The organism is Acidobacteriota bacterium (genome assembly GCA_018001935.1).
Lineage (GTDB): Bacteria > Acidobacteriota > JAAYUB01 > JAAYUB01 > JAAYUB01 > JAGNHB01.
The window spans coordinates 13,765-34,717 of the sequence record JAGNHB010000013.1 but is presented as its reverse complement, the minus strand read 5'-3'; the positions used below and the strand labels follow the sequence as shown (position 1 = coordinate 34,717).

General features: G+C 66.3%; 15 protein-coding genes. 11 read left to right on the top strand and 4 right to left on the bottom strand.

The annotated features are described in order from the left end of the window. Positions 1-79 precede the first annotated feature (79 nt). The 11 genes from KA419_07375 (at position 80) to KA419_07325 (ending at position 13,453) form a co-directional block, all read left to right on the top strand. Complete coding sequence (locus tag KA419_07375; protein ID MBP7865755.1) at positions 80-301, top strand: hypothetical protein; 222 nt, start codon at positions 80-82, stop codon at positions 299-301. A gap of 244 nt (positions 302-545) precedes the next feature. Then, positions 546-731 carry a UPF0175 family protein gene (locus KA419_07370; protein MBP7865754.1) on the top strand — a complete coding sequence of 62 codons (186 nt, stop codon included), beginning with the start codon at positions 546-548 and terminating at the stop codon, positions 729-731. A gap of 10 nt (positions 732-741) precedes the next feature. Further along, entirely contained in the window at positions 742-1,986 is a 1,245-nt protein-coding gene (locus KA419_07365) for an ATP-binding protein (protein MBP7865753.1), read from the top strand. A gap of 428 nt (positions 1,987-2,414) precedes the next feature. Further along, positions 2,415-3,323: a nucleotidyltransferase family protein gene (locus tag KA419_07360; protein ID MBP7865752.1), complete on the top strand. Its 909-nt coding sequence runs from the start codon at positions 2,415-2,417 to the stop codon at positions 3,321-3,323. A 1,421-nt stretch (positions 3,324-4,744) separates the two neighbouring features. Further along, positions 4,745-6,619, top strand: coding sequence for a polysaccharide biosynthesis protein (locus KA419_07355; GenBank protein MBP7865751.1), 1,875 nt, complete (start codon positions 4,745-4,747; stop codon positions 6,617-6,619). Positions 6,620-7,023: 404 nt separating this feature from the next. Further along, positions 7,024-7,269 (top strand): AbrB/MazE/SpoVT family DNA-binding domain-containing protein, encoded by a 246-nt coding sequence (locus KA419_07350; GenBank protein ID MBP7865750.1) that lies wholly within the window; start codon positions 7,024-7,026, stop codon positions 7,267-7,269. Positions 7,270-7,272: 3 nt separating this feature from the next. Beyond that, the gene (locus KA419_07345; protein MBP7865749.1) at positions 7,273-7,680 is read left to right on the top strand and encodes a DNA-binding protein; all 408 of its coding nucleotides are present in this window, start codon (positions 7,273-7,275) and stop codon (positions 7,678-7,680) included. Positions 7,681-8,337: 657 nt separating this feature from the next. Then, the gene (locus tag KA419_07340) at positions 8,338-8,733 is read left to right on the top strand and encodes a VanZ family protein (protein ID MBP7865748.1); all 396 of its coding nucleotides are present in this window, start codon (positions 8,338-8,340) and stop codon (positions 8,731-8,733) included. A 918-nt stretch (positions 8,734-9,651) separates the two neighbouring features. After that, a complete protein-coding gene (gene gmd, locus KA419_07335; protein ID MBP7865747.1) occupies positions 9,652-10,815 on the top strand; it encodes a GDP-mannose 4,6-dehydratase in 1,164 nt (387 codons plus the stop codon). Positions 10,816-11,785: 970 nt separating this feature from the next. Continuing rightward, positions 11,786-12,850, top strand: coding sequence for a GDP-L-fucose synthase (locus KA419_07330; GenBank protein ID MBP7865746.1), 1,065 nt, complete (start codon positions 11,786-11,788; stop codon positions 12,848-12,850). Positions 12,851-13,078: 228 nt separating this feature from the next. Next, entirely contained in the window at positions 13,079-13,453 is a 375-nt protein-coding gene (locus tag KA419_07325) for a hypothetical protein (protein ID MBP7865745.1), read from the top strand. 679 nt (positions 13,454-14,132) lie between these two features. Here KA419_07325 and KA419_07320 read toward each other — a convergent pair. From KA419_07320 to KA419_07305, 4 genes are all read right to left on the bottom strand, one after another. After that, positions 14,133-16,061, bottom strand: coding sequence for an aminotransferase class I/II-fold pyridoxal phosphate-dependent enzyme (locus tag KA419_07320; GenBank protein ID MBP7865744.1), 1,929 nt, complete (start codon positions 16,059-16,061; stop codon positions 14,133-14,135). 807 nt (positions 16,062-16,868) lie between these two features. Beyond that, positions 16,869-17,765 carry an aldose 1-epimerase family protein gene (locus tag KA419_07315; protein ID MBP7865743.1) on the bottom strand — a complete coding sequence of 299 codons (897 nt, stop codon included), beginning with the start codon at positions 17,763-17,765 and terminating at the stop codon, positions 16,869-16,871. 438 nt (positions 17,766-18,203) lie between these two features. Further along, positions 18,204-20,168, bottom strand: coding sequence for a hypothetical protein (locus KA419_07310; GenBank protein MBP7865742.1), 1,965 nt, complete (start codon positions 20,166-20,168; stop codon positions 18,204-18,206). Positions 20,169-20,389: 221 nt separating this feature from the next. Continuing rightward, positions 20,390-20,926, bottom strand: a complete 537-nt coding sequence (locus KA419_07305; protein ID MBP7865741.1) for a hypothetical protein — start codon at positions 20,924-20,926, stop codon at positions 20,390-20,392. Between the last annotated feature and the right edge of the window lie 27 nt (positions 20,927-20,953).

Here is a 20,953-nt window from a genome sequence, read left to right as displayed (position 1 = left end):
CTCGAATCGAGGACGGAAGACCTGGACCTCGAGGGAGAGCGGCCCGTCTCGCCCGCTGCGGGAAAAAGGGCTGGCGGGCGTGGAGGGGTACCGGGATGCCTTCTACCGCTCGGTGCTGCTACCGTGGAAGCTGGCGGGGTACGCCGCGTACCTGAAGCGGCGGACGGCGTGGAGCGACCTGGGGGTGCTGTGGCGGACGGCGGTGGCGGTGGTGATCCCGTCGCGGACGCCGACGCCGAATTTTAACCACGAACCACACCAACCACACGAACGGGGGGCGGGGCCGGGTTCGAACCACTGATGCTAACCACAAATTCAAACCACTAATCTACACTAATTTACACTAATCCGAGAACCCGGGCCGTTCCTACCTGGCACCTGACACCTGACACTCTGCACCTGACCCCTGACACCCCTGACACCCCGACACCCTGACACCCCGACACCCGACATCCGACACCCGGCACCTTGTACGCTAACAAGTAATCGTGTCCAGCCTTTTCGAACCGGTTGCCGATCGGACCGCTTCGGTGAGGAGGGTTGCCATGATCGAGATCCCCCGGGAGGTGATTCATGCCATCCGGATGAAGCCGCTCGAACTGAAACAGGAACTGGCGATCCACCTTTTCCAGCAGGGCAGGCTTTCCTTTGGTCCGGCCGGCGAGGCGGAACGGAGATCGGCGTCGAAAATCCGGAAATGGATGGTTGATTTTCAGCCATTCACTGGTTGATAATACAAGCATGATTCGGCGCAATATCACCGACAATCTCCTGGCGGCCCTCTCGGACAGCCCCGTCGTGCTGTTGAACGGCGCCCGGCAGACCGGCAAGAGCACGCTCGTGCAGGACCTCATCAAGGGAGGGTACCCGGCCCGGTACCACACCCTGGACGATCCCTCCGTGCTCTCCACGGTGAACAACGACCCGGCCGGTTTCCTGGCCGCCCAGCGCGGGCCGGTCGTCATCGACGAAGTGCAGCGGGCTCCGGGCTTGTTCATGGCCCTCAAGGCGGAGGTCGACCGGGACCGCCGGCCAGGGCGTTTCCTGCTCACCGGCTCCGCGAATGTCCTGCTCCTTCCCTCCCTGGCGGAGTTCCTCGTCGGAAGGATGGAAATCCTTGCCCTGTGGCCCTTTTCCCGCGGAGAGCGGGCGGGGGTCCGGGAGACCTTCATCGACGCGGTTTTCGCTTCCGCCCCGCCCGCCTACCCCCCCCCACCCGGGGACGAGGAACCCCTGTTCGAGAGCGTCCTCCGGGGTGGATATCCCGAAGCGCTCCGCCGAACCACGGCGGCCCGGCGGCGGGCCTGGTTCGGTTCCTACCTGACGACCCTTCTCCAGCGGGACGTCCGCAGCTTGGCCAACATCGAGGGTCTCCTGACCCTGCCGCGACTGCTCGCCCTCCTGGCGACCCGCGCCACCGGCCTCGTGAACTATGCGGAGTTCTCCCGGACGGCGGCCCTTCCCCAGAGCACCCTCAAACGGTACCTGGCGCTCCTGGAAACAACCTTCCTGGTGCGCCACCTCCCGGCCTGGTCCGGCAACCCCGGCAAGCGCCTGGTCAAGGCGGCGAAACTCGTCCTGTGCGACAGCGGCCTGATGGCGCACCTGCTCGGGGCCGCCGCGGAGGGCGAGCCGGCGGAGGCCTGCCGGGGCCCGCTCCTGGAGAATTTCACGGCGGTGGAGTTGATCAAGCAGGCGACCTGGAGCCGCACGGAACCCCGGCTGTTCCACTTCCGGACCGCCGCGGGACAGGAAGTGGACCTGGTGCTGGAGGATGCCGCGGGGAGGGTCGTCGGCATCGAGGTGAAGGCCAGGAGCCGGGTCGGGGCCCGCGACTTCGACGGGCTGCGCCAGCTGGCGGAAGCGGCGGGGGGGGACCGTTTCGTCCGGGGTGTTGTGCTTTACACGGGGCAACAGGACGTCCCGTTCGGCCGGGGCCTCGTTGCGCTGCCGGTGGACGCCTTGTGGCGGCTGGGGACGTTATGAGCAATCCAACCACGAAATACACGGGCGGGATTCAGGGCAGAGGCACGCTGTTCGAGACGGCAACCCCGCTTCGGTTCCGGACCTAAACCCCTTCAGCCTAAACCGCTAACAGCCTATTCAAACCACGAAACACACCAACCACACGAACGGGGGCCGGAACCATGGGTCACGGCCGCGGAATCCAATCACCAATTCAAACCACTAATCTACACTGATTTACACTAATCTGAAATCCCTTGACAGGCATACCCGATACTCGAGACCCGAACAGAAGACAACCGCTATTGATGGGATCGCAGAAAGTCGGAGATTCAGGATTTTGTGTGTCTTAACTCCTTTGTTTGTCCGCCGCCCTGGAGGGCGGCGCCACTTTTTGCGACAGCATCAATCTTCACTGACCGGACCGATCCGGATGGGATTCGATCTCAATGGCTGACACGGTGGCGACGGCATTGGCGGGGGGGGCTTCACTGGGGAAAGTGCCCGGGGGGGCGGCGCTGGCGCTTTTGGTGCGGACGAAGGCCACCCTGGCGAAGGCGTCGGAGGTGCTGGACGGCGCCGGGGTGCCCTGGGTGGTGCTCAAGGGGCCGCAGCTGGCCTGCACGGTCTACCCGAGCCCGGTGGACCGCGACTGGGTGGACCTGGACCTGCTGGTGCCCCCGGCGCGCTTCGCCGCGGCGACGGCGGCCCTGGCGGGGGCGGGCTTCGCCCCGCTGCCCGGGGAGCCGGGGCGGGCGGCCACCGAGGCGCGCTTTTACCACGCGGCGCTGGAGGGGCCCCACGGGCTGCCGGTGGAGCTGCACCGGGACCTGTGCTCCCAGAAGCGCTACCCCGTGGACGTGGACGCGATGCTCCGGCGCGCCGTCGCCTTCGACTTCCTGGGCCTGCCCGCCCGGGGGCTGGGCGCCGAGGACCTCCTGCTGCACCTGTGCCTCCACATGGCGGGGTCCCACTTCAACGTGGCCCGCAAGCACGTGACGGACCTGGCCCGGGTCGCGGCGCGGCTGCCGCTGGCGTGGCCCGTGTTCCTCGAAGGGGCCGCCGCCGCCCGGTGCCGGGTGGGGGCCTTCTACGCGCTGACGGCCGCCGTGCGCCAGGACGGGGCGGCGGTGCCGGGGGCGGTCCTGGCGGCGCTCGAACCCTCGGCGCGGCGCCGGCGGTGGCTGGACCGTCACCTCGACCCGGCGGCCTTCCCGGTGAGCCGCCTCGCGGCGGGGGGGGCCTGGGCGGCCCGGTGGAAGCTGGGCTTCGCCCTCATGGACCGGGTGCGGGACTGGCCGGGGGTGGCGCTGCGGTATTTGGGGGTGCGGGGGATGGATGTGGTGAAGAGGCTGTAGGCTGTAGGGGTTTAGGCTGTAGGGGTTTAGGCTGTAGGTCCGGAGGGGAACCCTTCGGTATCGGGGTCGGAAAGGGGTTTAGGCTGTAGGGGTTTAGGCTGTAGGTCCGGAGGGGAACCCTTCGGTATCGGGGTCGGAAAGGGGTTTAGGCTGTAGGGGTTTAGGCTGTAGGTCCGGAGGGGAACCCTTCGGTATCGGTATCGGTATCGGGGTCGGTATCGGAATCGCAGTCGCAATCGCAGTCGCAATCGCAATCGCCGTCGCCGTCGCAATCGCCGTTGCCGTCGCAATCGCCGTCGCCATCGCAATCGGAGCCGCGCGCGTAAGCAAGCGGTCAGATTTTCAACTCGAAACCGTTCGGTTTAAACTCCAACCCGGACACCCCGAAGAAGGGACCCCGAAATACACGCAAGATCGAACGGGATTCCGGGGCCCGGGCACGATGTTCACGACGGCCACGATCGAAGAAGACAGAATCCAGAATCCAGAATACGGGATCAAGAACACGGGAGTCAGCGGCGGGGAGACCGCAAGAAAGAGTCCTGTGACCGGAGAGATCGTTTGTCTGGTTCACGGCACCTCTTCCCCGTGCCTCGGGGAGAGGAATTCCGGAGGGATCTCTCACGGAGGCCCCGAGGCACGGAAAAGTGCAGATTGTCCTTGAGAGAATCAGCAATCCGCAGGATTCTTCTCCGTGCCTCTGAGAGAGAGCTTCCGGAAGCTTTCTCCGGGAGGCGCGGCGATTTGGTGAAGGCGAACTTTCGTGCCCTTTGGCCGTATCCCTGGCGACCCGTTCTTCTTGGCGAACTTGGCGCCTTGGCGAGATCCTGATCCGGATCGATTCTCGCCAAGGCGCCAAGACCGCAAAGAAAGACGGCATAGCCGCAACTTCCGTTCCCGGCGGACGTTTTTAGGGATCGACCCCGCGGGCTTGCGCGATGGGGAAACGAGTTTCGTTTTCAGGTACCCGGGGGTGGGTCAGGGATGTTGCCCGGGAGAAGCGGTTTGGGGAGGCAAGCGGGATCGGCAACATGAGGGTAACGCGCAACCGTGTGAGCGGCTGAACCCTTTTACGATGGCGGTGGCGGTAGCGATGGCGGTGGCGATGGCGAATGGCGGTGGCGGTGGCGAATGGCGATGGTGACGGCGATGGCGACGGCAATGGCGAATGGCGATGGTGACGGCGATGGCGAATGGCGATACCGATTGCGAGACCGATTGCGATACCGATACCGATTCCGACCCCGATAAAATCCGTTCCGACCTTCAGCCTAACAGCCTTCAGCCTAACAGCCTTCAGCCTAACAGCCTTCAGCCTACAGCCTAAACAGCTCTTCAACAAACAAAGGACTTGCACAAGAGCCTCCGAAAGGTGTACTATGGAACTTCACGACGACCCTGAGTTTGGGGGACAGGGCTAGATGATGACGCTTCGGCAGGTGATGACGCCGACGCCGTGGAAGCGGCGCTTCGGTTTCCTGGCGGGGGACCTCGTCCTCATCGCCGGGGCGTTCACCCTGAGCTTCCTGCTGCGCTTCGACTTCCACCTCCCGCCCGACTTCAGCTTCTTCGCTTCCCGGTGGCTGCCCCTCTTCGCCCTGGTCCAGGTGGTGCTGCTGCGGCGCTTCGGGCTCTACCGCTGCGCCTGGTCCTACGTGGGCCTCAAGGAGATGGCGGGCCTGCTGACGGCGGCGGCGCTGTGGACCGCCGTCTTCTTCGCGGTGGTCCAGGGGGCCCAGTGGACGGCCACCCTCCGCGTCCCCCCCCGCAGCGTGGTGCTGCTCCACGGGGTCTTCTCCGCGCTGCTCATCGCCGCCTACCGCATCGCCCGGCGGGTGTGGCGGGAGGTGCTCAGGGAGCGGCACTCCGGCCAGCGGGCGCTGATCATCGGCGCCGGCCCCACGGGGGAGCGCCTGGCGCGGGAGCTGCTCCGGGACCCCGACAGCGTCTTCCACCCCGTGGCCTTCGTGGACGACGACCCCGTCAAGGACCAGGCCTTCATCCACGGGGTCCCCGTGGCCGGAACCCTGGCGGAGATCCCCTCGGTGGTGAAGGCCTTCGACGTGGAGGCGGCCGTCATGGCCATCACCTCCGCCAAGCACACCCTCGTGCAGGGGCTGTGGGACACCCTCACCGCCTGCGGGGTGCGCACCCTCAAGGTGGTCCCCCCCATCGCGCGGCTCCCCGAGCAGTCGGTGTCGGTCCGGGACCTCCACGACCTCAACATCGAGGACCTGCTCTACCGGGAGCCGGTGGAGACCGACGCGACGGCCATCCGGGGCTTCCTGGCCGGCAAGCGGGTGCTGGTGACGGGGGCGGCGGGGTCCATCGGCTCGGAGATCACCCGGCAACTGCTGCGCCACGGGCCCGCGGCGGTGATCGTCTTCGACGTGGACGAGACGGGGGTCTACGACCGGCTGGCGGAGCTGAACCGCCTGCGCCCCCCCGAGCTCGCCGTCCACCCCTTCGTGGGGGACGTGCGGAAGCCCCGCTCGGTGGACGCCGTCTTCCGCGCCCACCGGCCCCAGGTGGTGTTCCACGCCGCGGCCTACAAGCACGTTCCCATGATGGAGGCCTTCCCCGAGGAGGCGCTGGAGACCAACGCCGGGGGGACCCACACCCTGGGCCGCGCCGCGCTGGTGCACGGGGTGGAGCGCTTCGTGAACATCTCCACCGACAAGGCGGTGAACCCCACCTCGGTGATGGGGGCCTCCAAGCGCCTCGCCGAGGCGGTCTGCAGCACCCTCAACGCCCTGGACGGGACCCGCTTCGTCTCGGTGCGCTTCGGCAACGTCTTAGCCAGCCGGGGCAGCGTGGTGCCCCTCTTCCTCGACCAGATCCGGCGCGGGGGGCCGGTCACCGTCACCCACCCCGAGATGTCCCGCTACTTCATGACCATCCCCGAGGCGGTGAACCTGGTCTTCCAGGCGGCGGCCATGGGGGCGGGCGGGGAAGTCTTCGTCCTGGACATGGGGGAGCCGGTGAAGATCCTCAAGCTGGCGGAGGACCTGATCCGCCTCAACGGCATGGAGCCGAGGGAGGACATCCCCATCGCCTTCACCGGCCTGCGGCCCGGCGAGAAGCTCTTCGAGGAACTCCTCACCGCCGAGGAGGGGACCGTCTCCACCAGCCACGCCAAGGTCTTCGTGGCGCGCCAGCCGTCCCGCTTCTCCGGGGCGGAACTGGAGGCGATGCTGCGCGAGATGGCCGACGCCGTGGCCGGGGGGGCCGAGGCGATCCGGGCGTTTCTGGCGAAGAACGTGCCGTTCTATCGGGGGGGGGGAGGGGCAGGCTGAAGGCGGTTAGGCTCTGAGATGCAAGTGCATTGACAGATCGCGCGAGGCATTGGGGTCGATCGCTGGCGAGGTCATCCAGGAGGGGAAGTCGCGGCGGATGCGGTCCTCCTTTGCGAGCTTGGCGCCTTGGCGAGAGTCGATCCGGATCCGGGTCTCTCAAAAAGTCCTTTTCTCTCACAGAGGCACAGTGGCACGGAGAGATGCAAATCGTATTTAATAGAATCAACAATCCTTATGATTCTTCTCCGTGCCTCTGTGAGAGTGTTTCCGAAAGCTCACCCCCGGCGGCGGGGCGACCCGGTGAAGGCATGCTTTCAGACCCCCTGGACGTTACCTTCCAAGCCCTGGCATAGTTTGCGAGATTCTGATATACTGATTTACGGAATCTGGTGTGGGAGGTCAGCATGCGCGAGAGCATCGCCGTGTCGGCACGGGGGCAGATCACCCTGCCGGCCGGAATGCGCCGGCGGTTGGGCATCGAGGCAGGCGGCGTCCTGATCGCCGAGGAGGACGACGGAAAGATCATCCTCCGGCCGGCGGCGACCCTGGAGATCGAGACCTACAGCGACTCCGACATCGAGCGCTGGAACGCCGAAGACCGTCTCGACGACGCCGAGCGCCAGTCCATTCTGCAGCGCCTCGTGAAATAGGCCATGCCCCTCCTTCTTTTTCTGGACGCCAACGTGCTCTTCACGGCGGCGCACAATCCGTCGGGGAAAGCGGCCCTACTGGTAGAACTCGGGGTCCGGGGGCACTGGAAGGTCATGACGTCCGCCCTGGCCGTCCACGAAGCGCGCCGGAACCTGGGCATCAAGTACACCGGCAGCCTGCCCCGGCTTGACGCGCTTCTCCCGGCCCTGAGGATCGTTGCCTCCGATTCCGGTTCAGCCTGCCCTCTTGATCTCCCCGAGAAGGACAGGTCGATTTTCCTCTCAGCCCTCCGGTTCAAGGCGACGCACCTGTTGACCGGCGACCTGCGGCATTTCGGGCCGTTGATCAACGACCCGGCGAAGACCTGCGGGGTGACGGTCATGACGGTGGCGGAATTCTTGAAGGCGTGACGGGAACGCAATCTGACGGCGATCCCGATTCCGACCCCGACGATCTTCAGCCCAACCCGGGAAAACCGGAACAGGAACCACGAAAGGGAAGAAAACCACGAACCACACGAAAAAGATCGGACAGGAAATCGTCGCCAACATGACAAAAGCGCACTTTGAAGGTGCTACGTTGTTCCCGGGACATCGCCCGGTAACAGTGGTCCCGGCAGGCGACCGGAAACGACTACAGGTTGGCATTATCGCAGCCGCTAAAGCGCCTACAGCCCAAACCGGATAAACCGGAGAGAAACCACGGATGAACACGGATGGACACGGATCATCCGGACGCAACAGAAAAAAACAGGCGGTCTTTACCTCTCGCAAAGGCGCAAAGACGCCAAGCCTCGCAAAGCCGGAACCGGAAAAGGGGGATTCCTTTGCGAGGCTTTGCGTCCTGGCGTCTTTGCGAGAGACCGGATACGTCGATTCCGGAACCGGATCAGCACAAGTGGGGCATTTTAATCCCGTGGCATGCCGGACGACGCTGCCGGGATTCCCTCCTCCGTCCCCGCATCGGGTTTCCCCGCTCTGAAAGCGGTGGGAGCCCACCGATGATCTCAAATCTTGCTCATTTTGCCAAAGATCTTACTTCGTAGGGACTATAGCCTTCTGACTGCCATGATCCCCTTCGCCCTGCGCCACCCCCGGATCCTGTACGCCCTGACCCTCGCCTGGTGGGGGGCGATGCTCTTGGGGACCAGCCTGCCCGGGAGCGCGGCGCCGAAGCTGCCCTTGGGCGACAAGCTCGTGCACTTCACCGCCTACGCCGGGATGGGCCTGCTGGCGGCGCTGAGCCTGCGCGTGCAGCGGCGCGCGCCCCGGCTGGCGGCCCGGCCGTACCGGGCGACCCTCCTGGCGGCGGGGGCGTACGCTCTGCTGGACGAGCTGCACCAGCTGATGATCCCCCGGCGCTCCTTCGAGGCATGGGACCTGCTCGCCGACGTCCTGGGGGCGGCCGCGGGGATTCTGATCGCCCGGGTGCTGGCGGAACGGGGGAGGGCCCCGGCGGAATGAGCGGGGCGCGCGCCTGACAAACGGTCGCGTCGCCGGAGGGCGGCCACCGCCTGGGGAGTGCGGCGCGGAGGCGACGGAGCATGCCGCGGCCGTTCTTCCTGCCCGGAGCGTGCCCGGGGCTTGCCGTCCACTTGTGGAGTGCGGCGCGGAGGCGGCCGGAGCGCCGCTTTGATCGTGCCGCGCAGAAGGGAAGCCGCGCACGAGGGGGTCAGGATGAGGGTCAGGGGCTCATTCTGATCCGCGTCCATCATCAGGGCCGCAGTGGAAGACCGCATGCCGTTTCCGAGCGGTCCGAGGGGATCGGCGGATGCGGGAAGGCGGCGCTCCGGCGGCCTGCGCGCCTTGCGTGTCCGGTTTGTTTAAAGCGGCGCTCCAGAAGCCTGCGCGCCGCACTCCGCAAATTCCGTTCCCTCCCCGGCCGCCTTCGCGCCGCACTCCGCAGGGCCGAGCGGAACGTCGGCCGCCTTCGCGCCGCACTCCGCAGATGCCGTTCCCGCCCCGGCCGCCTGCGCGCCGCACTCCGCAGATTCCGTTTTCGTTCCGGAAGCCTTCGCGCCGCACTCCGCAGGGCCGAGCGGAACGTCGGCCGCCCATTTCCGTGTTTTTCGTGTATTCCGTGGTCCTTACCCCGCCGCCCGTTTCAGTGTTTTTCGTGTATTCCGTGGTCCTTACCCCCCCGCCCGTTTCCGTGGATTTCGTGTATTCCGTGGTCCGTTTTCCGCCGACCCCCGTGTGGGGACCGGCAGATTGGCCTTGCGGGACCGGGCCCGGCGAGAGTATGCTGAGACCCGCGTGAGCGGCCGCGGCAGCCCGGGCGCCGGCGGGACGCCACGCTTTCCCCCCTCTTTCCGCCCCCCCCCGCCCCCGGGCGACCCGGGCCAAGGCGGGGCCGGAAAGCCGAAGCGAAAGGAAGGCAGCATGAAGAAGACGGCGTTGATCACGGGCGTGACGGGGCAGGACGGGAGCTACCTGGCGGAGCTGCTCCTGTCGAAGGGGTACGAGGTGCACGGCATCAAGCGGCGCTCCTCCTCCTTCAACTCCCAGCGGGTGGACCACCTCTACAAGGACCCCAAGTCCTACCCGACCGGCTTCTACTTCCACTACGGGGACCTCTCCGACGCCGCCACCCTCATCCGCATCGTCCGCGAGATCAAGCCCGACGAGATCTACAACCTGGCGGCCCAGAGCCACGTGAAGGTCTCCTTCGAGAAGCCCGAGTACACCGGCGACGTGGACGCCCTGGGCGTGCTGCGGCTCCTGGAGGCCATCCGGCTCCTGAAGCTGGAGGGGACGACGCGCTTTTACCAGGCCTCGTCCAGCGAACTGTTCGGCAAGGCGGCGGAGGTCCCCCAGACGGAGCGGACCCCCTTCCACCCCCGCAGCCCCTACGCCGTGGCCAAGGCCTACGGCTACTGGATCACCGTGAACTACCGCGAGGCCTACGGGCTCTTCGCGTGCAACGGGATCCTCTTCAACCACGAGTCCCCCCGGCGGGGCGAGACCTTCGTGACCCGGAAGATCACCCGGGGGGCCGCACGGATCGTCCTGGGCCTCCACGACCGCCTCTGGATGGGCAACCTGGACGCCCGGCGCGACTGGGGCCACGCGAAGGACTACGTCCGGGCCATGTGGATGATGCTCCAGCACCACACCCCCGACGACTTCGTCATCGCCACGGGCGTGACCCGCTCGGTGCGGGACTTCATCGCGGCCGTCTTCGGGGCCCTGGGGATGACCCTGCGGTGGGAAGGCGCCGGCGTCGAGGAGAAGGGCTACATCGACACCTTCGACCCCGCCGCCTGGGCGCGCTTCCTCACGGAGATGGGCCCGGCGGAAGCCGAACACCGGCCGCAGGTGAAGCCCGGCGACTGGGTGGTGGGGGTCCACCCCGACTACTTCCGCCCCTCCGAGGTGGACGTCCTCCAGGGGGACCCCGCCAAGGCGAAGGCGGCCTTCGGCTGGGAACCGGAGATTTCCTTCGAGGGGCTGGTGTCGGACATGATCCACACGGACCTGCGCGACGCCCTGCGGGACATCCACCTGAGGAGCGGCGGGTTCGACGTGCACACGCCGAGGGAGTAGGGGGTAGGCTGTTAGGCTGAAGGCTGTTAGGCTGTAGGTCCGGAGGATTTCTTGTCGGGGTCGGAATCGGGGTCGGAATCGGAATCGGGGTCGGGATCGGGATCGCAATCGGGAGCGGGATCGGGGTCGCAAATCGGGATCGGGATCGGAATCGGTTCAGGCAACCCTCCGGACCTTCAGCCTAAAAGCCTCCCGCCTTCCCTGCGGAGTGCGGCGCGCAGGCGGCCGGAGCGCCGCTTTGACCGCGCCGCGCAGGTCCCCGGAGCGGCGCGACCCGCGGGAACACAAGGGTCACGGGGGCGTTCGTTCTTTCCATTGATTGCGAGGGCGGCGGGATGGCCGTCCAATCGACCCGAAACCGCATTTCGCAAGCTCTTCTTTCCAGTGTGTTTCGAATTGGTTTCTGGAGAGAAGCTGCCCCAGCGGACGGTGGCGCCTGTTGGAGGACGGGAAACGGCGGGAGCGGGAAGACGGCGCTCCGGAAGCCTGCGCGCCTTACCCTTCCGGTTTGTTCAAAGCGGCGCTCCGGCAGCCTTCGCGCCGCACTCCCCAAGACCAAGCGGGACGCCGGCAGCCTTCGCGCCGCACTCCACAAGGACGCGCGGGACGCCGGCAGCCTGCGGCCGCACATTGCAGGGCCATTGCGGCGGGTGCGCTCTCGCTTCCGGATTGATTCAAGCGGCTCGGATTTCCGGGTTCGCAGGGTTTGTGGGTCGCCTCTCGTGCTTTTCGTATCGTTCTTGTCGTTCGTGACGCTCGTGCCTTTCGTGTGGTTCGTGGTTTGCCTCTTGGGCCTTTCGTGTGGTTCAGGTGGTTCGTGGTTTGCCTCTTGGGCCTTTCGTGTGGTTCGTGGGGTTCGTGGTTTGCCTCTTGGGCCTTTCGTGGGGTTCGTGTAGTTCGTGGTTTACTTCTCGTGTCTTTCGTGGTCGGAGGTTGAGCGGTGACGGGCGCTTTTCTGGGAACGCCGGGGTTGAAGGTTTTCGTCGCGGGGCACCGGGGCCTGGTGGGCGCGGCGCTCTGCCGGCGGCTGGCGGCGGACGGCCACGGACGCGTGCTCACCCGGACGAGGGCCGAACTCGACCTCCGCCGCCAGGCGGACACGGAGGCCTTCTTTGCCGCCGAGCGCCCCGACGTGGTGTTCCTCGCCGCCGGACGGGTGGGGGGCATCCTCCCCAACAGCACCCGCCCGGCGGACTTCATCGCCGACAACCTGGCCATCGCCCTCAACGTCATCGAGGCAGCCCATCGCTCGGGGGTCGCCAAGCTCCTCAACCTGGGCTCGTCGTGCATCTACCCCCGCCTGGCGCCCCAGCCCATCCGGGAGGCCGACTTCCTCTCGGGCCCCCTGGAGCCCACCAACCAGGCCTACGCCGTGGCCAAGATCGCCGCCATCCAGCTCTGCGCCAGCTTCAACGCCCAGCACGGCACCCGCTTCCTCTCCCTGATGCCCACCAACCTCTACGGGCCCGGCGACAACTACGACCTGGAGACGGCCCACGTCCTGCCGGCGCTCATCCGGAAGTTCACGCTGGCGGCCGGCCTCGCGGCGGGCGACGCGGACGGGGTCCTCCGCGACCTGGAGCGCCGGCCGCCGGACGCGTGGGCGTCGCTCACCCCGGCCGAGCGGGGCTTCAGGGCGGCGGAATCCCTCCTGGCCGCCTTCGGGGTCACGGCGGAGCGCGTGACCCTCTGGGGGACCGGGACCCCGCGACGGGAGTTCCTCCACGTGGACGACCTGGCCCGGGCCTGCGTGACGGTGGTGGACCGCTTCGAGCCCGCCGACACCGGGCTGTTCCTGAACGTGGGGACGGGGGAGGACCACACCATCCGCGAACTGGCGGAACGGGTGCGGGAAGCGGCGGGGTTCAACGGGGAGATCGCCTTCGACGCGTCCAAACCCGACGGCATGCCCCGCAAACTCCTGGACGTGTCGCGGATCCGCGCCCTGGGCTGGGCCCCCCGGGTCCCCCTCGAGGCGGGTATCCGGCGGACCGTGGCGGCGTACCGGGAGGAGGTTGCAGGCTGCAGGCCGTAGTCCCTACGAAGTAAGATCTTTGGTAAATGCACAATAAATCGGGAGCGGTCGGCGGCATCCCGAAGGGATGGAGGAGCTTGTTCGTGTGGTTGGTGTGGTTCGTGGTTCTTTTCCCTTTCGTTTATTCCGTGTATTTCGTGGTTCTCTTTGACCCCCGTGCTTTCCGTGGTTCCCCTTGACTTGCCGGCGGAATTCCAGCATAGTGGCAATCGCGGAAGCGGAGGCCCCATGTTCAAGGCGTGCACCATGTGCGGGAAAGGGTGGGAAAGCCCCGACGCCCTCCTCGACGACCCCGGGATGGAGTTCGCCGGCTACCAGCCCCACTTCCGGGAACCGAGCCGGGGGCTGTTCCTCTTCACCCACGCCGTCCCCGGGTGCGGCAGCACCTTTGCCGTCGACCTGGCGGAGTTCGCCTATCTCGCCCCGGCCCCCCTTCCCTCCGAGAGCCTCAGGCCCGGGTCCGAAGGCTGCCGGGGGTACTGCCTGGACATCCGCGAAGAACGGGTCTGCGACAACCCGAAGTGCGTCGGCAACTTTTACCGGCGGCTCATGGCGCTCGTGCGGCTGCGGATGGCGAGGGGGAAGCCGTCCTCGCCAAGCTGAGGCCGGCGGCCGATGCGGCTTTTCCAGGCGAGCTTTGCGTCTTGGCGAGATCCGGATTCGGGCAGGCGCTCGCCAAGGCGCCAAGCCCGCCAAGAAAACCGCTTAACCAGGGATGCAGCCAAGGGGGCAGGAAAGCGCGCCTTCACCGGAACGCCGTGCCGCCGGGAGCGATCTTCCGGAACAGTTCTCTCATAGAGGCGCGGAGGCACGGAGAAGAGGCGCCTCCGATCACGGCCAACCACCCAGGCATTAACTTCTTTATAATATATATTTTACCCATTGTCGTCTGTCCTGTCTCATTTTTCCTGCCTCATTTATCCTGCCTCCCTTCTCCTGCCTCCCGGCCATAGCCTCCTCCCGGCCATAGCCTCCTTCCGGCTGCCTCCCCCTACTGACTCCTGCCTCCTTCCCAACCCGGACAAACCGGAAAAAGCCACGGATGGACACGGATCATCCGGACGCTCCCCAAAAAAAACAGGCGGTCTTTACCTCTCGCAAAGGCTCAAAGACGCCAAGCCTCGCAAAGCCGGAAGCGGAAAGGGACTTCCTCCGAACGGCTGCCTCCCCATTCTGAATTCTGGATTCTGGATTCTGGATTCTGAATTCTGAATTCTGGATTCTGGATTCTGGATTCTGAATTCTGGATTCTGGATTCTGGATTCTGAATTCTCTGCCCGCTTCAAAGGTCCGTCAGTTCGTAACCCCGGCGAACGAGCTCGTCTTCCTCCGCCCGGGTCGCCACCTTGATCATGCCCTCCCGGACCCCGTGGATCTCCACGCCGAACTCCCGGTAGACCTGCAGGGCGTTCACGATAGCCTCGGTGATCACCTGCCCCGGCACCAGGAGCGGGATCCCCGGCGGGTAGGGGGTCACCATCGCCGTGGCGGTACGCCCGCAGGCGTCCCGCAGGGGGACGTGCTCCCCGTCGCAGTAGAAGGCGAAGCGCGGCCGGAAGCGGATCCGGGACAGGGAGAGGTGAAACTCCGACAGCACCTTGGCCGACTCGCTGGTCTTGAGGGTGCCGGACATCCGCTCGATGTTCTCCAGGGCCAAAAAGAGACGGTTGACCTTGGAGTAGGTGGCGCCGATGGTGATGAGCACCGAGATGGTGTTGAAGGTGGTCTTCTCGATCTGGATGTTGTGCTTGGAGAGGAGCAGGTGCTCGATCTCCCGGTTGGTGCAGCCCGACTGGGAGATGTCGATGGTGAGCTTGGTCTTGTCCAGGCGGATGCCGTCGTTTCGCACCTCGTCGGCGAGAAGGTCCTCCAGGCCCAGCACCCGGAACTTCTTCAGGGAGTTGATGGAGTTGACCAGGGCGTCCGAGAGCTCCAGGGTCCGCTGCAGCAGCGAATAGCCCTCCATGGCCATCTGCTTGCGCGCCGCGTCCAGCGAGGCGATCATGGGGTACTGGGGTGACGTGGACGTGTGCATGTTGAAGTTTTCCTGGAAGAAGTCCCGGATCTTCTCGAAGTCGGGGTCCTTCACGTGGATCATGGACGCCTGGGAGAAGGCGCTCATGGTCTTGTGGGTGGACTGGGTGGCGTAGTCGGCCCCGGCGGCCATGGCGCAGGGGTAGAACTCGCGGTGGAAGTTGGCGTAGCCGAACCAGGCCTCGTCCACGATCACCTTGATGCCGCGCCGGTGGGCTTCCTGCACGATCTCCCGGATGTCGTAGATCAGCCCGTCGTAGGTGCAGTTGGTGAGGATGATGGCCTTGAGCTTCTTCCCCGCCTTGAGGGCCTGGTCCATCCCCTCGTAGATCCGCTGCTTGGGGACCGGCCCGAAGATCCCGTAGCGGTGGTTGACGGAGGGCATGAGGTAGAGGGGCTCGGCCCCCGAGATCACCACGCCGTAGTGGACCGACTTGTGGCAGTTGCGGTCCAGCAGGATGGCCTCGCCCGGCTTGAGGAGGGTCTGGATGAGGACCTTGTTGGAGGTGGAGGTCCCGTTGGTGGAGAAGAAGGTGTAGCGGGCGTTGAAGGCCCGCGCCGCCAGCTCCTGAGCCTCCTGGATGACCCCCTTGGGGTCCATGAGGGAATCGAGGGCGGGCACCGAGACCGAGACGTCGGACTGGAACAGGTTGGGGCCGAAGAACTTGAAGTAGTCCCGGGCGTAGTCCGAATTCTTCACCGAGTAGCCGGAGGCGTGGCCCGGGGTGTGCCAGGCGTCGTTGGCCTGCCGGGCGTACTGCACCAGCGCCTCGAAGAAGGGGGCCCGGTTCTTGCTGGAGTAGACCTCGGCGCGGACCTTGCTGGCGATGTCGTCCCAGTCCTTCTCCGACTTCAGAAAGTAGCCGTTGATGCGCCCCCCCGTGCTGAAGTGCCGGCAGTCGTGGTGCTGGGTGTAGAGGAAGAGGTTCAGCTCCCACCGCAGCTCCTGCAGCTTCTCGAAGAGCTCCGGCCCCTCCAGGGTCTCCTTGCCCCGGGGGTCCAGGGGGAGTTTCCACTCGGTGAGGACCACGTGGAGGGTCCCGTCGGCCGCGAGCAGGCCTTCCGCCTCCCGGTAGCAGCCGGCGCCCACGAGGTTGAGCCCCCGCTTGGACAGTTCCCGGATCTCGGCCTCGCGTTCCTTGGCCTTGGGGTTGATGAGAAGGACCTTGTAGCTCATGGGGGGGCTCCTTGCGCGATGTCGGGAAGGATTATAACCGATGTCGGGGGCGGAGGGAAGGAGCGAGGCGTAGGGTGCAGGGTGTCGGGTGTCGGGTGCAGGGTGTCGGGTGTCGGGTGTCGGGTGTCGGGTGTAAGAAAGTGAACCCATCGGGGTCGGTATCGGTATCGGTATCGGTATCGCAATCGCAATCGCCGTCGCAATCGCGGTCGCTGTCGCAATCGCGGTCGCCGTCGCAATCGCCGTCGCAATCACAATCGCGGTCGCAGTCGCAATCGCAATCGCCGTCGCAATCGCCGTCGCAATCGCAATCGCCGTCGCCGTCGGGGAAAAGCGCCAAGCCGTGGGCTTTGGGCTGCCGGCCCGAAAAAACGTTGCTCAACGATCCCGGGAGGGCGGGCACCCTCCCCGAACCCTTCCCCCCGGCCGTCCTTTGGGTCCCTTTGGTCCTTTATGTCCTTTAGTCCCTGATGGCCGCCATCCTCGCCGGAGCCCCATCGGAGCCGCGACCGTGAGGGAGCGGTAAGAGTTTAAAAATCTTGCCGCTTGCTTACGCGCGCGGCGCTGATTCGTTTGGCGCCTGGCGGATGAAAGCCCTGCCATCCACCCCCAAGAGCCCATCCCCGGGCCGGGCGACCCGGGCGAAGCTCCCGCGCGGCATCAATCTCTCCGGGATGTTGCGATTGCGATTGCGACTGCGATTGCGACTGCGATTCCGATACCGATTCCGATTCCGATGCCGATGCCGATACCGATACCGATGCCGATGCCGACAGGTTCTCCTCCTGACTCCTGAGCTGAACGCCGTCAGCCCCCCGTCTGAACCCCTGCCGCCTCCTCCAGCGGCCGGACGGCGAAGACGCCCTCGAACACCTCGCCCGGCCCCAGCCGCCGGAGACCTTCCTTCGTGTCCAGGCTGCCGTCGTGGTCGACCCGGTCGGCGACGCCGTGCCAGGGCTCGATGCACAGGAAGGCCCCGTCCCCCTTGGTCCAGAAGCCGAGCCAGGGGAAACCGAGGACGCTGCACGCCACCCCGTTCCCCGTGGCGGGGTTGTGCAGCCGCACCCAGCGCGAGCGCACCCCGTTGAGCACCACGGCCCCTGAAGCAAAGAGGCCGCGCTCCAGGGGGAATTCGCGCCCGCCGTCCAGGAAGGGTTCCGTTTTCCCCGTCCGCAGGCCCCCGGCCAGCTTGTGGCGCTCCAGGGTCTCGGGCAGCTCGAAGCTCACCCGGTAGTCCTCCCAGCGCTCGCCGGGCGCCAGGGGGCAGCGGAACCCGGGGTGCAGGCCCAGCGAGAAGCGCAGTTCCTGCTCCACGGGGTTTTCCACCCGGAACGTCTGCCGGAGCGCAGGGCCCTCGAGGGCGTACGACACCGTCAGGGTGAAGGGGAAGGGCCAGGCCCGCAGGCTCTCGGGGTCCGACGTCAGGCGGAGCACGACGCGTTCGGGCCCCGCCCGGAGCACCTCGAAGGCGCGCTCGCGGGCGAAGCCGTGCTGGGGAAGCGTGTACTCCTCCCCGCCGTGACGGAACCGGTCCCGCTCCAGTTTCCCCACCACCGGGAACAGGATCGGGGCGCGGCCCTTCCACCAGCGCGGGTCGCCGTCCCACAGGTACTCGAGGCCGGTCCGGGCCGAGCGCAGGGACTGCAGCTCCGCCCCGAGCGTGGAAACGGAGGCGGAAAGGAAGTCATTGTGGATGTTCAGCATGAGAGACCTCGGGGGGGGAATGAGAATTCAGAATTCAGAATTGAGAAGCCGGAAACCAGAAGCCAGGAGTCTGAAATTTGATGGGGCCGCAAAAAGTATCCTCACCCTCCGGGTGATGGCTCAAACAAAGGCCTTACAGACACTTCCCCGCTCGTTTTCCGACTTTTTGCGAGGGCATCAAATTTGATGCGTTCGAAAAAAGCCCTTTTCGCTCACGGAGGCACGGAGAAAGGCAAATCGTATTTAATAGAATCAACCATCCTTGTGATTCTTCTCCGTGCCTCTGTGCCTCTGTGAGATCGGAATCCGGGCTATTTGCGGGGATGCCAGAATTGACGACCCCGTATCAGCCCAAGCCCGCGAAACAAGCGAACGAGCGCGAATCGGAATCCAGCAACGCAAAGAAGGGAGTGGAAAGACCGGGCCCGCCCCCCCGGGTCACATTTTCTTCTTTCGCTTCGAGGGCCCTGGCTTCGCGTCCGTGACGGGCTCGGGTTTCCCCGTTTTCAGCCGGCCGCCCTTTTGCTTTTTCGCTTCCTTCCCCTTCTTTTCCTTCTTCGTCTCCCCGGGCTTGCGGTCGTAGTCCGGCTTCGAGAGCGGGGGCAGCAGGGCCCCGGCCTTGTGGCGGAGCCGGCGCATGTCGGTGAGGATCCGCTCCAGCAGGGCGATGGTCTTGCGGATGTGGGGCCCCTTGTTGAGCATGACGCACTCGGCCCGCTCCGCCATGGCGGCGTCGGTGATCTCGGCGCGGGTGGGGATCCCCTTCTGCGCCGAGGTCTCCAGCACCTGGGTGGCCCACACCACCGGGACGTGGGCGGCGCCGCACAGCCGCAGGATCTCCTCCTGGATGGGGGCGAGGTTCTCCCAGCCGCACTCCACGGCCAGGTCGCCCCGGGCCAGCATGACGCCCACGGGGTGGTGCTTGAGGGCCGCCAGGAGGATGGCCGGCAGGTTCTCGAAACCCTGGCGCGTCTCGATCTTGAGGATGATGCCGGCCTCGGCCGCCCCGTTCTCCCGGAGGGCCTTCCGCAGGGCTTCCACGTCCTCCGGGCCGTTGACGAAGGAGAGGTTCACGACGTCCACCTTCTTCGCCAGGGCGGCCAGGTCCGCGCGGTCCTTGGCCGTGAGGCCGCCGAAGCCGAAGCGGGTGGCGGGGAGGTTGATCCCCTTGTCAGCGCCCAGCCGGGCCGCCTCCCCGCGGGTGGCCAGGATCTTGACGTGGAGGCCGTCGTCCCCCGCCGAGGTCACGAGCCCCTCGATCTTCCCGTCGTCGAAGAGGATGGGGTCGCCGGGTTTCACGTCGGCGAAGATCTCCGGCGCGGTGCAGGCGATGCGGGCGGGGCGGGCGAGCGTCCCGTCCGCCGCGTACACCGCCGGTTCGCCGGGGACGGGGTCCTTCAGGAGCAGCAGGGTGTCGCCCTCCCGGAGGGTGAGGCGCTGCTCCAGGGGGGGCAGGTCGCCCGTGAGGGCCGCCGCGATCCGCCGGCCCTCCCGTTCGGCGGTCAGGGGGGTGCCCGGCACCAGGAACACCGTCTCGTCGAGGGGGAGAAGGGCGCGGCCCGCCGCGGCTTCGGCCACCCGGACCCGGCACTTCTTCCCCCGGGCGTCGGTGAAGAGCACCGTGTCGCCGGCCTGGAGACGGTCGACGAAGGCCGGGTCCAGCGCCAGGGCGGGGGGCGGGGCCGGCGTCCCCTCGGCGACGAGCTGAAGCGGGACCGGGCCGACCACCCGCCCGAAGGCGTCCCGGGCGGGGTGCAGGTGCAGCACCCGCGGCCCTTCCGCCAGGGCGCCGGTGCGGATCTTCGGCCCGCCCAGGTCCACGGCCACGCGGCAGTTGCGGCCCGTCTTCCTCCGGGCCCGGCGGACGTGGGCGATCATCCGCAGCCAGGCCTCGGGGCCGTCGTGGGCGCAGTTGACCCGGGCGGCGTTCATCCCCGCCAACACGTACTGCCGCACCAGGCCGGGCTGGTCGGCGGCGTCCGACGGGAGGGTCACCATGATGCGGGTCGGGCTTCCCTTGAGCTTGTGGCCGAAGAGGGCCCGGGTGTTGCACCGCAGGAGCCGGTCGGCCTGGCGGGGGGTCACCGGGGCCTGGCCCGGGCCGTCTTTTTTCCCCAGCAGGCGCCGGAGGGTGTCCCGCAGCGAGAGCAGCCCGGCGAGGATGTGGCCCTCCATGTCCCCGAGCCCCGACAGTCCCATCCCGGCCAGTTCGTCCTGGACCTGGCGCAAGTCGTCGTTGGCGCGGACCCGGAGGTAGTGCAACAGGTTCCGCGCGCTCCGCCGGTTGTCGGGGTGCACGGCCTCCAGCCGCGCGCGGTGCTCCCGCTCCTCCTTCCGGACCCGGACACAGACCTCACCCAGCCGCTTGGCCAGCAGGGCCACCCTGCTCTTTTTCACCTTCACGTGCGGTTTCTCCTTTGTGACAGCCCCGTAAAATGAGCCATCGCCCTCGGAGGCGATGGCTCAAAAAGGCCTTAAATTCACTTTCCCCTTCGATTTTAGACTTTTTACGGGCTCGTCAATTGTGATGGGGCCGCAAAAAGTACCATCACCCTCCGGGTGATGGCTCAAACAAAGGCCTTACAGACACTTTCCCGCTCGTTTTCCGACTTTTTGCGAGGGCATCAATTGTAGGCGACAGAGAGGGAACCAAACCGCCCGATCTTGATGTAGGCCGTGGATTCGAAACCCAGGTTTTGCGCTTTCAGGCTGACTTCCGGTTCCGGAGACCCCGTTGCCCCGATGGGGGGGGGCGTCTGGTACTTGGACAGAATCGAGCCGGACGGCTCGACCATCAGGAAGTTGTTGCCCGGCGCTCCCAGGTAAGTGCCGAAATCGATCTCGACGGACACTCTCTTATCGATGGGGAACTGGAGGGTTTTGATGGGGGAATTGGCATCCTCCAGGAAATTCAGGTCATCGTCGGGATAGACGCTGACGGTCTTCGTGGTTTCATCCAGTTTCAACACGTAGGGGCGGTTCTGCGACGTGGCGAGATAACGGGCCCGGTGCAGGCCGTTGGCGAAGACCTCCCGTGCGGTGGCGACCCGCTGCTCCGCCGAGGCGCGGATGACGTAGGGGACCCCGATGGCGGCGGCCACCAGGAGCACGATGATGACGATGAGTGTTTCGGCGACCGTGAAGCCTTTCTTGTCCAGCATGGGGGTTCCCTCCGTCCCGTTTTCTCC